This is a genomic window from Paenibacillus phocaeensis (assembly GCF_900021165.1).
Classification (GTDB): domain Bacteria; phylum Bacillota; class Bacilli; order Paenibacillales; family Paenibacillaceae; genus Fontibacillus; species Fontibacillus phocaensis.
Window position 1 is genome coordinate 226,717 of sequence record NZ_FCOQ01000034.1, and the last position, 14,819, is coordinate 241,535.

At 54.5% G+C, this 14,819-nt stretch carries 13 protein-coding genes; 4 read left to right on the top strand and 9 right to left on the bottom strand.

Annotated elements, in window-relative coordinates:
* The first annotated feature begins 13 nt into the window (after nt 1-13).
* Nucleotides 14-961 (top strand): glycine betaine ABC transporter substrate-binding protein, encoded by a 948-nt coding sequence (locus BN3795_RS22990; RefSeq protein WP_408635064.1) that lies wholly within the window; start codon nt 14-16, stop codon nt 959-961.
* A 469-nt stretch (nt 962-1,430) separates the two neighbouring features.
* Here the strand turns inward: BN3795_RS22990 and BN3795_RS22995 are convergent, their stop codons facing one another.
* Nucleotides 1,431-2,756, bottom strand: coding sequence for a glycosyltransferase family 2 protein (locus BN3795_RS22995; protein WP_068786998.1), 1,326 nt, complete (start codon nt 2,754-2,756; stop codon nt 1,431-1,433).
* A gap of 134 nt (nt 2,757-2,890) precedes the next feature.
* Nucleotides 2,891-3,328 (bottom strand): ASCH domain-containing protein, encoded by a 438-nt coding sequence (locus tag BN3795_RS23000; RefSeq protein WP_068786999.1) that lies wholly within the window; start codon nt 3,326-3,328, stop codon nt 2,891-2,893.
* Between the two features lie 182 nt (nt 3,329-3,510).
* On the opposite strand from BN3795_RS23000, the gene BN3795_RS23005 reads away from it, so the two are divergent.
* Entirely contained in the window at nt 3,511-4,569 is a 1,059-nt protein-coding gene (locus BN3795_RS23005) for a type I restriction endonuclease (RefSeq protein WP_110945331.1), read from the top strand.
* 49 nt (nt 4,570-4,618) lie between these two features.
* Here BN3795_RS23005 and BN3795_RS23010 read toward each other — a convergent pair whose 3' ends face one another.
* Complete coding sequence (locus BN3795_RS23010) at nt 4,619-5,443, bottom strand: patatin-like phospholipase family protein (RefSeq protein ID WP_068787001.1); 825 nt, start codon at nt 5,441-5,443, stop codon at nt 4,619-4,621.
* A 551-nt stretch (nt 5,444-5,994) separates the two neighbouring features.
* Here BN3795_RS23010 and BN3795_RS23015 point away from each other — a divergent pair.
* Nucleotides 5,995-6,666: an SOS response-associated peptidase gene (locus BN3795_RS23015; protein ID WP_068787002.1), complete on the top strand. Its 672-nt coding sequence runs from the start codon at nt 5,995-5,997 to the stop codon at nt 6,664-6,666.
* A gap of 96 nt (nt 6,667-6,762) precedes the next feature.
* On the opposite strand, the gene BN3795_RS23020 is transcribed toward BN3795_RS23015, so the two are convergent.
* Nucleotides 6,763-7,035 (bottom strand): DUF6171 family protein, encoded by a 273-nt coding sequence (locus BN3795_RS23020; RefSeq protein ID WP_068787003.1) that lies wholly within the window; start codon nt 7,033-7,035, stop codon nt 6,763-6,765.
* 6 nt (nt 7,036-7,041) lie between these two features.
* A complete protein-coding gene (locus tag BN3795_RS23025) occupies nt 7,042-8,538 on the bottom strand; it encodes an alpha-N-arabinofuranosidase (RefSeq protein WP_068787004.1) in 1,497 nt (498 codons plus the stop codon).
* Nucleotides 8,539-8,725: 187 nt separating this feature from the next.
* Between BN3795_RS23025 and BN3795_RS23030 the strand changes: the two genes are divergently transcribed.
* Nucleotides 8,726-9,631 (top strand): ArsR/SmtB family transcription factor, encoded by a 906-nt coding sequence (locus BN3795_RS23030; protein WP_068787005.1) that lies wholly within the window; start codon nt 8,726-8,728, stop codon nt 9,629-9,631.
* A 38-nt stretch (nt 9,632-9,669) separates the two neighbouring features.
* On the opposite strand, the gene BN3795_RS23035 is transcribed toward BN3795_RS23030, so the two are convergent.
* Genes BN3795_RS23035 through BN3795_RS23050 form a run of 4 tightly spaced genes read right to left on the bottom strand, consistent with a single transcriptional unit; the run spans nt 9,670 to nt 14,809 of the window.
* A complete protein-coding gene (locus BN3795_RS23035; RefSeq protein WP_068787006.1) occupies nt 9,670-11,925 on the bottom strand; it encodes a glycoside hydrolase family 95 protein in 2,256 nt (751 codons plus the stop codon).
* 46 nt (nt 11,926-11,971) lie between these two features.
* On the bottom strand, nt 11,972-12,991 hold the full coding sequence (locus tag BN3795_RS23040) for a zinc-binding alcohol dehydrogenase family protein (protein ID WP_068787007.1): 1,020 nt from the start codon (nt 12,989-12,991) through the stop codon (nt 11,972-11,974).
* Nucleotides 12,988-13,953 carry an aldo/keto reductase gene (locus BN3795_RS23045; RefSeq protein WP_068787008.1) on the bottom strand — a complete coding sequence of 322 codons (966 nt, stop codon included), beginning with the start codon at nt 13,951-13,953 and terminating at the stop codon, nt 12,988-12,990. The genes BN3795_RS23040 and BN3795_RS23045 overlap by 4 nt, the downstream gene beginning before the upstream one ends.
* Before the next feature lie 22 nt (nt 13,954-13,975).
* Nucleotides 13,976-14,809, bottom strand: coding sequence for an amidohydrolase family protein (locus tag BN3795_RS23050; RefSeq protein ID WP_068787009.1), 834 nt, complete (start codon nt 14,807-14,809; stop codon nt 13,976-13,978).
* Nucleotides 14,810-14,819 lie beyond the last annotated feature (10 nt).

Sequence of the window (14,819 nt, forward strand, 5' to 3'; positions counted from 1 at the left end):
AGGGGAGATTAAGATGAACATGAAGAAGACGAGGAAACTGATGGTGCTGGCTGGATTGGTGGGCGTATTGGCTTTGTCCGCCTGCGGGCAAGCGAACAATTCCACGGCCGGTGCCGGAAACAACGCGCCGGACTCTTCGGCGAACGGGGCGGGCAACGCTTCGACCGGAGCGGTAGGAGAGCAAGTCGACTACGAAATCATCGGCATCGATCCCGGCGCCGGGATTATGAAAGCGACAAGCCAGGCGATCGAAACCTACGGTTTGGAGAACTGGAAGCTCATTGAAGGCTCTGGTGCGGCCATGACCGCGATGCTGGATAAGGCGGTCAAATCCGAGAAACCGATCATTATTACCGGCTGGACACCGCACTGGATGTTCGCCAAATACGATCTGAAGTATCTGGAGGACCCGCAGAAGGTTTACGGCGAAGCAGAGGAAATCCATACGGTAGCTCGGAAAGGCTTGAAGGAAGACCATCCGACCGCCTATGAATTCCTCGACCGCTTCGAATGGACTTCGGATGAAATGGGAACGATCATGACCGCGATCCAGGAAGGCGAGGATCCGGCTGCGGCCGCCAAAGCCTGGGCAGATGCCAATCCGGACCGCGTCGATTCTTGGACTGAAGGCTTGACGCCGGTGGACGGCGATAAGCTCAAGCTGAGCTATGTCGCATGGGATTCGGAGATCGCCAGCACTAACTTGCTGGAGTACGTGCTCGAAACCAAACTCGGTTACGACGTCGAGTCGCTGCAAGTCGAAGCCGGCCCGATGTGGACCGGCGTCGCCAGCGGGGATGTCGATGCAACTGCCGCTGCCTGGTTGCCGCTCACCCATGCGGATTACTGGGACAAATACGGCGAACAGCTGGACGACCTCGGCGCCAACATGACCGGCGTCAAAACCGGCCTGGTCGTTCCGGTTTACATGAACATCAACTCGATTGAGGATTTGAAGTAATCTTGGGTCGACTCTCTGGATCAATTCTCTGTCTAACGGAACTCAGAGACCTTATTTATCCATTTCCCGGCTATTTCCCGCTGTAACGGAACCCAGTGACCTTATTTGGCTCTAATGCCAGCGAATGAGCTACCTTTACCCGAAATAAGGTCTTCTAGTTCCGTTATCAAGGGAGAACACCTATAAAGTGTAGAATAGCGTCTCCTGGTTCCGTTAACACTCACAACGTTATCAACGCAACGGAAGACCCGGGCTAAGTAAGTCCAAGATTCGATACCGAATCTCCAGCCCTGAAGTTACTTCGTGATCGGAAGATGACTTTGTGAACAACCTTGAAAGAATGGAAGAAGCCGCCCCTTATTCGGGACGGCTTCTTCATGTATATATCAATTAAGAAGAGGGAGTATCTAAAGAATACCACCGGTTCCTTAAAGGAACATTACGGAAACCTGAAGAACAGCTTAAAATTTCACTTCCAAATTCGTTTTCGTTGCAGCGCCTCCTGCACGTAACCATAGAAGGAAACCGGGCTCATCACCATTTGGTAGAATAGTACGTAGGCAATAAAGCCAAACAGGTTTTTGCGGATGCGCAGATTGAGTGAGCGAAACACCTGGCTCTGGTACCGATACAAAATAAAGTTCTGGATAAAGGTCAGCGGCAGCACCAGCAGCGTTGCCGGCCCGACGATCCAGAAGATGCCGAAAAAAGCGAGGACCAAACCCGGCAGCCAACAGAAGGTGTACACCAAATCCAAATACGGCATCAGTAAATTGCAGCCGGTTAAATATTTGGCGTAAACAGAGGGGTGGTTCCACGGTTTGAGCAATTTCAAGGCTTCGATCATGCCCCGAGCCCAGCGACTCCGCTGTCTTACGAGATGTCGGAACGATTCAGGAACCTCCGTAAAAGCGACGGCCATCGGTTCAAAATACACCCGCCAACGCCGGGCCAAAAACTTCCACGTCAGCACGATGTCCTCGCCGATCGCATCCGGCCACCCTTGAACGGAGCGCACGGCATCCGTTTTGTAGAGCGAAAAAGCTCCCTGCGCAACGAGCGTCCCTTGGAACATCCCTTGCAGTCTTTTTACGCTGGCTATTCCGAGGAAATAATCCCACTCCTGCAGCTTGGCCCAGAAATTACGGCGGCTGTTGCGAACGAGTACCGCTCCCGCGACCGCGCAAATATCCGGCGGCGCCGCTTCCAAGCGAGACACGATATGCTTGACCGCCAGCTTGTGCAGCAGTGTGTCCGCATCCAGCGTGATCATCAGTTCCGTCTCCACCAAGGGCAACGCAGCGTTGAGCGCATGGTTTTTGCCCGGCGTTTTCTCCTCAAGCACCAGCAGGTCCAAACCCAGCTCCCTGCCGGCAGCCATAGCCCGCTCCACCGTTTGATCCGAGCAATTGTTGTCGATCACGATGACCTTCAACTGCCCCGAGTACTCCTGATCGGCCAGATATGCCAGCGTGGTCCGTATCCCCCGCTCCTCATTGTAACAAGCGATCAGCACGGTCACCGGCCGCTCGGGGGAGCGTGCCGGGAGCGGCGGCTGCCGGTCCAACAGCAGGCTGACGACCATAAATGCGTTCATGTATCCGGGAATATACGAGATCCCCGCGATGATGAGAACCGCCACAGGCAAAGTAACATGCTTCGCAAAATCGTGCAGCCACGGCATCGATACCCCGATGGAAAAAAGCATCCACAGCCCTGCCGCCGCATGGCTGATCCAAAATTTCTGCCTCACCGAGACGTAAATGCGATTAGGGTCGTCATAGCTGCGGTTCATGTTGCTCTCCCTTATTGTTGAAATCAATCTGTTATATCAAGCAGATCACTTCATTATAGTGGGTGTCGGACAACCTGTAAATCACTTAACTCTTTAGGAAAATTTGAGAAATTTGTGATTTTCCCGAAAAACCGCTACGGTTCCCAGTTCCATAGGCCTTGTTTGCCGAGGGCAGGAATGGGCTCCGGGAACCAGCGCATCTCGGTCAACTCCCAAGCATATCGGCCTGGCGCAAAATCGCCGAACCGGTATTCCTGCCCGGCGGCTTCCAACCTTCTATCCCCTCCGCCCAGCCATGCCGTCTCCCCGTTGTCTTGCAGTACGGGGAGGCAATCATTCAACCGGCAGACGGCCACGATCGCGCCAACCGGCAGTTGGTCCGCAGACTTATAACCGTGCGATGCCAAAAGTGATCGAATCGGCTCCGTCTCGCAAACCTTCCGATCCACCTGCTTGCCGGCATGAATCCCAAGCTCACCGCGGTAATTCGTTCTCCAACTTCGCGTTTCCAACCGTTTGGCCCCAATCGCAATCAGCGTCGCCCAGGGTTGTCGTATCGTGATGCAGCGCATGATATCCTCCTCTTTCTCCCATGTTTTTCATTATATATGAATTTTCGGCGGATGTTTTCTAGTTCTTATTCTCATCAAGTTTACTAAGAAGTATAATGATTAAGATAGGGTCATGTTTAACCACGCTGAAAAAATAAGCAAAATCTCTCAGCCGATGGGAAAAGTACCAAGGGGTAATTTCGATGGAGTTTCAAGATCAAATCAGAGCATTAGCCAAAAGAGTGCAAAAGCTGAAGGAGAATATCCAAACCGAAGAAGCCACTAAAACATCGATTATCATGCCATTTTTTCAAACGCTTAACTACGATGTTTTTAACCCTGAAGAGTTTATTCCCGAGTTTACTGCAGACGTGGGCATCAAAAAGGGAGAAAAAGTAGACTACGCTATCATGAAAGACAAAAAGCCTATGATTCTGATTGAGGCAAAATCAATTCATGAAGAGTTGACCAAACACGACTCCCAACTATTTAGGTATTTCGGAACTACTGAAGCGAAGTTTGCGATCCTTACCAACGGAGTCATCTACAGGTTTTATACCGATCTTGAAGAACAGAATAAGATGGATGCAACTCCTTTCTTTGAATTTAATTTGTTTGATATCAGAGATCATCAATTAGCTGAATTGAGCAAATTCAAAAAAGAAACTTTTGATGTGGAGAGCATTAACACTACCGCAGCTGAACTGAAGTATACCAATGAAATCAAACGATTCCTTAAAACTCAATGGGAGAGCCCCACGGATGATTTCGTTACCGCGATCTTGTCTGAAGTGTATCCTGGCAAAAAAACTAAACAAGTAATTGAAAAATTCAATGGCATTGTCAAACGTTCTTTTAAAGAATTTGTAAACGATATGCTTAACGATAAATTACAGACGGCTTTAGCAAACACGAACTCGGATGTCCCAAACAGTAAGGAAGTTACTCCTATCGTAGACGAAACCGAAGGTGCTCCCGAAGTCATTACTACGCCTGAGGAATTAGAGGGATACATAACAATTCGAGTAATACTTAGAGAACTGGTTGATCCAACTAGGGTTCATTATCGTGATAATTTGAGTTACTTCAATATCCTACTGGATAACAATATACGGAAATGGATTTGCCGACTATATTTAAATTCTAATAATAAATCCGTGCAATTTAACGACGAGAACAAAACAACCATTAACTTAGAGAATATATCAGACTTAATTGCGTGGAAAGACAAGATCATCGATACAACGCGAAAATTCTTATGAAATGACAGGGTGAATAATGCAAAAAAATAAAGATTCCTTTGAGGGGTCTTTATTTTTCTCTCTCCGGTCTCACTCCTGCACCAAAACCAGGCTTCACCCGCTTCACCGCCGCCATCAGCTCTTCCATCATCAACTCGGCCGCCTCTTCGCCGGCTTTGATGCAATCGGGCATTTTGGAGAAATCAAATGCGGAGACATGCCCCACATCCGGTCGGATGACGATGTCGGCCAATCGCAGGCTGGTATGCTTGCGCTCGGCGGTCATCAGGCTGTAGGAGCGGTATACCACTTCGATCATGTTGCGCGGCGGTTTTTTCTCATGCTCTCGGGTGACATCGACCGCGATAATCAGCCCTACATTCCCCCGCTTCAGCTCCTGTACGGGCAAATTGTCCAGCACCCCGCCGTCCACCAGCATTTGATCCCCCCGTACCAGCGGAGCGAATACCCCGGGAAAAGCCGTCGTTGCCCGGAGCGCCGTCCCCAAATCCCCCTGATCAAAAATAACTTGCTTGCCCTGCATCAGATCAACGGCAACCGCCTTGAAGCGGATCGGAAAATCCTCGATCTTCAGCTCGTCCTTGCCATGCTGCTTCAACAGCTCGTTGACGGTATGGTGGATTTTATTCCCGCCGATCAGCCCCCGTTGGCGGATGCCCAAATCCATCAGCCGGTATTTCGGCGTATGGTGCAGCAGATCCTCGATGTCGCCCGCCGGAATTCCCGCCGCATACAAGCCTCCGATCGCGCCGCCCATGCTGGTGCCTACAATCGCATCCACCGGAATCCCATGCCGTTCAAACGCCTTCAGCACGCCCAAGTGAGCGAGTCCCCGTACGGCCCCGCCGCCTAACACCAAACCCACTTGCTCCATGGCCAATCTCCCCGTCTGTCGTTCTTTTACTAAAAATACATATTCTTCAGCTTTGACGGAAGTTCCTCCTCGCCCATGCATAACGCCCCGAATCGCTGGAAGATCGACCTGAGGCGTGAATAGAGTTCATATGGATTTATTGGAAGAAAGGAGATTCCAAAAAGTTACAATGTCTGATCTGAGAGAGTTTTGCTCCCTTCTTCTTCAGAGACAAGAGCCGAAATGATTCGCGAAGTGCAAAAGTGCAGTTGGTAAGCGGAGAGTCCGCCTATTTTTCTCCTCGAGATGTAAAAGTGCATCTAATTTCCAGGAACTTCGGGACATTGCCCCCAATGGAGGTAAATGAACTGCACATTTGCACCTGAGTTGGCAAAAATTTATTTTTCGAGCAAAATGAACTGCACATATGCATCTGACTAACGTAAACGGGGGGAATTAGTGGACTGGCATACCAGCAAGCCTATCGATTACAATGGTTGCAACAAAACATGAATTGCTACAATACTATAATACAACGATGTATGTGAATACGATACGAGGGAGGTTTCCCCATGTGCGGTCGTTTTACGATTACGCTTCCGTTGGACGAGCTGATCATCAGATATCTGATCTTAGAGAATCGGCTGGCGAAGTTCGCCCCGAACTATAACGTGGCGCCGATGCAATTCATCCCCGCCGTCATTTCGGGCATGCAAGGCAACCGCCTCGGCGAGCTGCGTTGGGGCTTGGTGCCCTCCTGGGCCAAGGAGGACAAGATCGGCGGCAGCATGATCAATGCCCGCGCCGAATCGCTAACAGAGAAGCCGGCGTTTCGCAAGCTGCTGACCTCTCGGCGCTGCCTCATCCCGGCCGACGGCTTCTATGAATGGCAGCAGCGAGCCAGCGGCAAGCAGCCCTACCGGATCGTCATGAAGGACGGGGGACTCTTCTCCTTCGCCGGGCTGTACGACATTTGGTCGGACCCGCAAGGGAACAAGCTGGCGACCTGCACCATCATTACCACGGAGCCCAACTCGCTGATGGCCGAAATCCATACCCGGATGCCCGCCATCCTTCGTCCGGAGCACGAAGCCGAGTGGCTGGCGCGGAACAATGCCGATTCCCCATCGTTACTCCAGCTTCTGCAACCTTTTGAATCCGCGAAGATGCGGGCTTACCCGGTATCGCCGGCCGTTGGGAATGTACGCAACAATACGAGAGAGCTGCTGGAGGAAGTCAAATAATCTGATCTGTCCATCCCGCAAAAAATAAGGCTTCGCCTTTATGCGCGCAAGGTTCCCCGCCCTGCCCCGCGAAAAAGTCGAAGCCCTATTCCTCATTCACTCCTTGATGCCTGCCCACAACCCGCCGCCCGGCAGCGGACAAGTCCGCCCCTTCAACCAGGCGACCACCGGGATGATGCAGCCGCAGGCCGTGCAGGTCATCCCGTCCAGCAGCTTGGGACAGGCTCCGCAAGCGCGCAGCCGCTCCTGATACTGCTCCTCGCTCACCCTTCGCTCAGGTGCAAACGCCGTCGTTCCTAGCAGGCGCCGGATTTGCTCGTCCGTGACCCGGTAATCGTCCCGACACGCTTTGCAGGAGGTATCCGCCATCCGAGCTTAATCCCTTGCCGCCAGCTCAAGCGTCGTGACCGACATCGCCGGCAAATTCACGGCCAGCTTGCCGCCATCCAGCCGGAAAGAGTCGAACGGCTGCGGCTTCACGGCATCCGGTTGCGCGAACGTATTATGGGCATCGATTCGATCCCCCGTCAAAGTAGAGCCCGTAATCGACAGGCTGCCCCCATTCATCCCCCGAACGTCGATCTCCACCTGCGCTTCGGCATGATGCTGCAGATTGCAGAAGCTGAGATGGATCTTCCCTTGCGCATCGCGCGATGCCGTGGCCGTCACCGCCGGAATTTCGCTGCCGTCCTGCTTGTAGCTGCCTGCATCCAGCGACAGATCCAGCAGCTCGGCGTCCTGGTGCACCTTATACATGTCGAACACGTGATACGTTGGCGTCAGAATCATTTTCTCGCCTTCCGTCAGGATAACCGCTTGGAGCACGTTGACGGTCTGAGCGATGTTCGCCATGCGCACGCGCTGGTTGTGCTTGTGGAAGATGTTCAGCGTCAAGCCGGCGACCAGCGCGTCCCGCATCGTATTTTGCTGATACAGGAATCCCGGATTCGTCCCCGGCTCCACGTTGTACCAGGTCCCCCATTCGTCTACGATGAGCCCTACCCGGCCTTCCGGATCATATTTATCCATGATCGTACGATGGCGGGTGATTAGGTCGTCCATGCGAAGCGCTTTTTGCAGCGTCGTAAACCAGGCGCGCTCATCGAATCCGGTCGCCGATCCTTTGTCCTGCCAATTATCGTTCGGCAGCGTATAATAATGAAGCGTGATGGAATCCATAAATCGGCCCGCTTCCCTCATCAGCACATCCATCCAGTTGTAATCGTCCGAGTTCGGCCCGCAAGCGATCCGGTGAATCCGGTTGTCGTCATAGTTGCGGACATAGGTCTGATACCGGCGGTATTCGTCGGCATAATATTCCGGACGCATATTGCCGCCGCAGCCCCAGTTCTCGTTGCCGACGCCGAAGTAAGTGACCTTCCACGGCGCTTTGCGCCCGTTCTGGGTCCGAAGTTCAGCCATCGGCGATACGCCGCCAAAGGTCAGGTATTCCACCCATTCAGACATTTCCTGAACGGTCCCGCTGCCAAGATTCCCGTTAATGTAAGGCTCGCACTCCAGTTGCCGGCACAGTTCCATAAATTCGTGGGTCCCGAAATGGTTGTTCTCCACCACACCGCCCCAATGGGTATTGACCATCCGTTTGCGCGTTTCCTTCGGCCCGATACCGTCCTTCCAATGATATTCATCGGCAAAGCAGCCGCCCGGCCAACGCAGCACCGGAATCCGGATTTGCTTAAGCGCTTCCACAACATCGTTGCGGATCCCATTCGTATTCGGGATCGGAGAATCCTCGCCCACCCAAATCCCTTCATAAATACAACGACCCAGATGCTCGGAGAAATGTCCATAAATATGGCGGTTAATTGTTCCTTTGCCGGAATCGGCGTTCAGCACACCTCGTAATGACATCCGTTGCTTCACTCCTTAGTTAATAAATATATTAATTAAATAACTATATTACTAATATTATAGGCGGCGAATGACCGATTCGTCAAACGGTGATTATATAATCCAGGAAGCCGGGGGCGCGCTTGTCAAAACTCTGTCTTTTCGTTAATATAATGACTAATTAAACTTCGGGTTAGGTGGGAAAACTGTGAAACTTGATTTAACTGAACAATCGCTGCCCGTATACGAAGCGCTGTCGAGTCCCGTTCGTCTGCGTATCCTGCGGCTGCTAGCCAACCGCCCGATGAACATTAAGGAATTGGCCGCCGCGGTCGGCTTATCCAGCGCGATTATGACCATGCATGTGCGCAAGTTGTCCGAATGCGGTCTCGTCGCCACCCAAATGGCCCCCGGCAAGAGCGGGCTGCAGAAAATTTGCTCGCTTGCGGTCTTCGGCGCGGAGATTCAGTTCCCCACGCAGGCGACCGCCGAGCGCAAAAGCTACCGGGTTGAGATCCCGGTAGGGCACTACTCCGATTTTCACATCGAGCCGACCTGCGGCATCGCAACAACCGGCAACATTATCGGCAGCTTTGACGACCCTCGGTATTTCTGGGATCCGGAGCGAATTCATGCCGCGATTCTGTGGTTCGGCACGGGTTTTATCGAATACAAAACCCCCAACTATCTCCTTTCCAGCCAAGAGCCGGAGGAGCTGGTGCTTACGATGGAACTTGCGTCCGAAGCTCCCGGTACAAAGGACGACTATCCGTCCGATATTACGTTCACCTTAAACGGGAAGCAGCTCGGTACCTGGACAAGCCCCGGAGATTACGGGGATCAGCCTGGCAAGTATACCCCCGATTGGTGGCCAAGGCAGGCGAATCAATACGGACTGTTGAAACGGCTGCGCATTTCGGATGACGGGACGTATATGGACGGTATGAAACTGTCGGACGTCAGCCTTCGCGACATCGACATCCGGCAGAAACAGTGGACGTTCCGATTGTCCGTTGAACCGGACGCCCGCTATCCCGGCGGCTTGACCCTGTTCGGCAAAGGCTTCGGCAATTACGGCGAGCATCCGAGCGCAGAAGTGTTCTACGTAGAGTAACCGGGAATTCCGCGGAATTCCCGGCTCCGCCAATCGGCTCACGGACGAAACGTATAAGTGCGTCCGGCCTCCCCTTCAAACGCAGCGGGCGCAAGACCGGGAGCAACGAAACGGCAAGGCCCTTGAACCGAGCAGGTCACCTTCACTTCCGTAACCCGGCCTGCGAACCAGGCGAAATCCACGGTGAATCCTCCTCGAGCCCGGAGTCCCGTAACCCGCCCCTCATCCCATTCCGCAGGCAAAGCAGGCAATAGACGGATCACTCCATCGTGACTTTGCAGCAGCATCTCGGCAATCCCCGCCGTTCCGCCGAAATTGCCGTCGATTTGAAACGGAGGGTGATTGTCGAACAGGTTGGGTAGCGTGGAGTGTTTAAGCAACTCCTGCACGTTCTCGTAAGCTTTGGAACCGTCCCGCAATCGGGCCCAGAAATTAATGATCCATGCCCGGCTCCAACCGGTGTGTCCCCCGCCGTTCGCCAACCTGCGTTCCAGTGTCTTCCTTGCGGCTGCCGCCAACTCCGGCGTGCGGTCCACGCTAAAACGCTCTCCTGGATAAAGCGCAAACAGGTGAGAGATATGGCGGTGTCCCGGCTCCGGCTCTTCATAATCCTCCATCCACTCCTGGATTTGCCCATGTCTGCCGATCCGCGGCTGGGGCAATCGCTGCAGGGCGGCCGCAAGCTCCTCGCGGAACGCCTCATCCCGCCCAAGGAGCTGCGCACTGCGGATGCAGGCTTCAAACAGCGCTTCAATGATCTGAAAATCCATGGAAGCTCCGGCGCAGAGCACGCCCACCTCCCCGTTCGGCAGCTTGTAGCTGTTCTCCGGTGAGACGGATGGACAAGTAATCAGGCGTCCTTCCTTGTCTTCGATCAAATAATCCAGCAGAAACAACGCCGCTTCCTTCATCGTTTCATACGATCGGGCCAGAAACGGACGGTCCTGACTAAACCGGTAATGCTCCCACAAATGCAGGCACAGCCAAGCGGCGCCCATCGGCCAGAAGGAAGCCGGAAGGTAGGTGTCCTGCGGAGCCGTGTCCGCCCAAATATCCGTATTGTGATGTGCCGTGAATCCCCGGCAGCCATACATCACGCCAGCCGTCACCCGCCCGGGTTCCCGCATCCGCTCGATCAAGTCGAACAGCGGCTCATGGCATTCGGTCAAATTACAATTTTCAGCCAGCCAATAATTCATCTGCGCATTGATGTTAATCGTAAATTTGCTGTCCCAAGGCGGGGTAAAGCTGTCGTTCCAGATGCCTTGAAGATTGGCGGGCAACGCCCCCGGCCGACTGGAGGAAATGAGCAGGTATCGGCCAAATTGGAAATAGGTCGCGATCAACCCGTGATCCTCTTCGCCCTTCCGCAGCCGTTCGAGCCGTTCATCGGTCGGCAGCAGGCCGAGGTCAGGACTCTCCGGCAGCTTCAGGCTGACGCGCCCATACAGCTCCCGGTAATCCGCAACATGCCGGGCAAGCAGCTCTGCATAAGGAACCCGGCTCAGCTGTTCCAGCTGCCGTTTGCCGTCAAGCTCCGGGTCAGGCTGCCGGAACGTCGTCCCGGCGGCGAGCAGCAGCGTGATCGCATCGGCACCTTCCACTAGCAAATACTCGCCCAAGGTCCGACAGGTCCCGCCTTCCGGGAGCGCCTTCAATACAGCGCAGAAGGTGCTGCCTCCCTTTCCCCCGCATTCCCCGCGCATGACCAGGCCGCTGTCTTCCCATTTTTCCGTCTTCTCCAGGTATCTCCAATCCCGACGATCTAATCGGGCTTTTAGCGACACCGTCCCCGCCTTGTCCGCGGAAATGCGGACGGCAATCGCCTGATCCGGATAACTGGCGAACATCTCGCGGGTATAACGGACCTCGCCAATCCGATAGCTGACCCGGGATACGCCGCACTCCAAATCGAGCTCACGGATGTAGTCCCGGACAGGCTGCCCAGAATGACCGAACGACAGCAGCAAATCGCCAAGCGGCAAGTAGTGCCGTTGCGCTTCCGGCAGCCCGGCCATCGTCATCGCCGCCAACTCCTCCGCCTTCTGCAGTTGGCCTTCCAAGATCAGTCTGCGAATTTCGGGCAAATGAGGCAGAGCGTCTTCGTTGTTGCGGTTGCGGGGCCCTCCGTACCATACGGAATCCTCGTTAAGCTGCAGCTTCTCCTCGGCCGCGCCGCCAAAAATCATCGCGCCCAGCCGGCCGTTTCCAATCGGCAATGCCTCGTTCCATTCCGAAGCGGGCTTGCCGTACCACAATCGGTGCTTCTTCTCCGTGCTGACCATGCTCGTCATATTTCTCCTCCTGTCCGCCGAATGGGCGAAAAATACGAGTTTGAAGTTAGTCCAGCTCCACCAGGGCTTTAATCACTCCGGTTTCAGGCAGGAGCCATTCCTCGAATTGGCCGATCATCTCTTCGAACGCGCAGCGATGCGTGATGTAACTGCCAAGGTCGATGCTGCCTCCCGCCAGAGCCGCAAGCACGCGCTCAAAATCCTCCCGCGTAGCGTTTCGACTGCCCTGCACCGTCATTTCGCGAGCGTGAAAATCGGGATCCTTGAAGGTGATCGTACCTTTTACCAACCCGACATAGGTTAAGGTTCCGCCGTGGCCGACCAGCTCAAAAGCGTTCTCCATCGATGAGGCATTGCCTGTGGCGTCGATGACAAATGCCGGAAAGCTGCCCTCCGTAAGCCGGGCTATCCGTTCCTTCGGCTCCTGAAGCGCATTCACCGTATGTTCGGCTTTGGCCCAAACCTTGCAAAATTCAAGGCGTTCCTCGTTCACATCCATCGCAATCACCTTCGCCCCGGCATATCCGGCCATGGCCATCACACCTAACCCGATCGGTCCGGCTCCGATAACCAGAACCTGATCGCCCGACTGCAGCCCCGAACGTCTGACGGCGTGCGCGCCGATCGCCAGCGGTTCCAGCATCGCCGCCTGCTCCAGCGTCAGCCCTTCCGTGCGGATCAGATTCGATACGGGGACGGCCATTCTCTCGCGCATTCCTCCATCCAGATGGACGCCGAGCACCTTCATCTGCTGGCAGCAATTCGTTTTGCCGCTGCGGCAGGCCCGGCAATGGCCGCAATGGAGATACGGGATCACGCTGACCGGATCGCCGACCCGCAGCCCCTCCCGGTTATCGCCGATCCGTTCGATTGTTCCGGCCAGTTCATGACCTAACACGCGCGGATAGATGAAGTAAGGTTGATTCCCCCGATACGCGTGCAGGTCGGTTCCGCAAATGCCGATCCGCCGAATCCTCACGATCGCCTCGCCTTCCCCCATTTGGGGCTCCTCCAGATCCTCCCGAAATACAAACCGTCCGATTTCTTCGCAAATGATCCCCTTCATGAGGATTGCCCCCCGTTCCGCCACGCCGGCGTCCCTTCCCATTCCGGACGTCCGCTTGGCCATGTCGCCCCGTCGATCGGCTTCAAGATCTCCAGCACTTCCTTCAGCAACAACTCATCCACGGGCTCTTCCGTCCACAAAATATTGTTGCGGATATTACCCGGAGTCGCCGTGCTGACCAGCGTCGTCGGGATCCGTTCATTCGCCGTAGCGTACTGAATCGCCAACTTGGCGATATCCTCCCCTTGGCTCCGGCAGTACTCGGCGGCACGTCGGCATGCCGCCCGAATGTCCTCGCCCGCGGGATGCCATTCCGGCACCTCCCGGTTGCTAAGCAGCCCCATGGACAACGGCGAAGCATTGATCAAGCCGGTCCCTTGCCGTTCCAGCAGCGGAAGGAGCCCGAGCAGCGAAGAATCGTTCAGGGAATAATGGCAATACGATAAAATGACGTCTAGCGCGGTGCGCGACAACACCACATCGAATATATTCAGCGGCAAACCGGATACGCCAAAGTAACGGATGATTCCGGATTTTTTCAACTGTTCGAGCGCAGGGATCCCTTCTTCCAGCACTTGTTCCGGCGAGCCGAACTCGATGTCGTGCAGCAGCAGGATGTCGAGATAATCCGTCCCCAGCCGCCGCAGGCTTTCTTCCACGCTTCGCTTCAGCCGGTTTGCCGAAAAATCAAACTCGTCTTGTCCATAACGTCCCGCTTTGGTGGACAACACATACCGGTCCCGGGGAATCGACCGCAGCGCTTCGCCCAGCACCGTTTCCGCCTGGGTCAGGCCATAATAGGGAGAAACGTCGATCAGGTTGATTCCCATCTCGATGGCGGTATGAACCGTACGGACTCCCTCCTCTTTTTGAATGTCCCGAAATACGCCTCCCAGCGAAGACGCTCCAAAACTTAACACCGATACGTCCAGCCCCGTGTTCCCCAACTTTCGGTATTTCAACGCGTTCATCCCCTTTCTAGGTTCATCGCAACTTGTAAAATTTCGCAGCGTTGCTGCCGAATACCGCTTCGGTCTCTTCCGGAGACAGCCGGTCTTGCACGGTGTACCGGAACAAATCCACCACCTCGTCATAGGTTGCCGCCAGAAGACAAACGGGCCAATCGCTGCCGAACATCACCCGTTCCGGGCCGAATAAATCAAGGGTCTCACGGACGTATGCCGTGAAATCTTCCTTTTTCCAACCCTGACGGCCAGCCTCCGTCACCATCCCCGAAAGCTTACAGTAAATCTTCGGATGCCGGGCAATTTCCGACATGTGGCTTCTCCAGGGCTCGATGACCCCGGAAGCGATCGGCGGCTTCGCCAGATGGTCGACGACGCCCCGAAGCTGCGGAACTCGTTCCAGCAACCGGACAAGCTGCGGCAGTTGGTTCGCCAGGACCAGCAAATCGATCGGCACATCCTGTTCCGCAAAATAAGAGAGCGCTTCTACATAGGCGGAGGATAACACAAGATTCGGGTCCTCCATCTCTTGGATCATCACGCGGAACCCAATGAATTTCGGATGCTCGCACAACCGCTCATACTGCTTCCTGTACGAGGAGTCCGCAAGATCCAGCCAGCCAACGACGCCGGCGATGAAATCGGCCTGTTCGCTTAATTCCAGAATGAATTCGGTCTCCTCCAGAGTTGGCGCCGCTTGCACCAAAATCGATTTGCCGATGCCGTGCTTTTGTAAATGCGGCTCCAGATCGGATGGCCCGTAATCGCGGAAAAGCACCGGAAGCTCCGGCGTAATCCAGCCGTAATCGTCTCTGTCGATCTTCCAGAAATGCTGGTGGGCGTCAATACGCATCCCATCGCCT

What these genes read in the sequence shown, in the direction of transcription:
- BN3795_RS23040 (WP_068787007.1), bottom strand. Translation starts at nt 12,991, where the DNA reads ATGAAGGGGATCATTTGCGAAGAAATCGGACGGTTTGTATTTCGGGAG.
- BN3795_RS23005 (WP_110945331.1), top strand. Translation starts at nt 3,511, where the DNA reads ATGGAGTTTCAAGATCAAATCAGAGCATTAGCCAAAAGAGTGCAAAAG.
- BN3795_RS22995 (WP_068786998.1), bottom strand. Translation starts at nt 2,756, where the DNA reads ATGAACCGCAGCTATGACGACCCTAATCGCATTTACGTCTCGGTGAGG.
- BN3795_RS23015 (WP_068787002.1), top strand. Translation starts at nt 5,995, where the DNA reads ATGTGCGGTCGTTTTACGATTACGCTTCCGTTGGACGAGCTGATCATC.
- BN3795_RS23035 (WP_068787006.1), bottom strand. Translation starts at nt 11,925, where the DNA reads ATGACGAGCATGGTCAGCACGGAGAAGAAGCACCGATTGTGGTACGGC.
- BN3795_RS23020 (WP_068787003.1), bottom strand. Translation starts at nt 7,035, where the DNA reads ATGGCGGATACCTCCTGCAAAGCGTGTCGGGACGATTACCGGGTCACG.
- BN3795_RS23000 (WP_068786999.1), bottom strand. Translation starts at nt 3,328, where the DNA reads ATGCGCTGCATCACGATACGACAACCCTGGGCGACGCTGATTGCGATT.
- BN3795_RS22990 (WP_408635064.1), top strand. Translation starts at nt 14, where the DNA reads ATGAACATGAAGAAGACGAGGAAACTGATGGTGCTGGCTGGATTGGTG.
- BN3795_RS23050 (WP_068787009.1), bottom strand. Translation starts at nt 14,809, where the DNA reads ATGCGTATTGACGCCCACCAGCATTTCTGGAAGATCGACAGAGACGAT.
- BN3795_RS23025 (WP_068787004.1), bottom strand. Translation starts at nt 8,538, where the DNA reads ATGTCATTACGAGGTGTGCTGAACGCCGATTCCGGCAAAGGAACAATT.
- BN3795_RS23010 (WP_068787001.1), bottom strand. Translation starts at nt 5,443, where the DNA reads ATGGAGCAAGTGGGTTTGGTGTTAGGCGGCGGGGCCGTACGGGGACTC.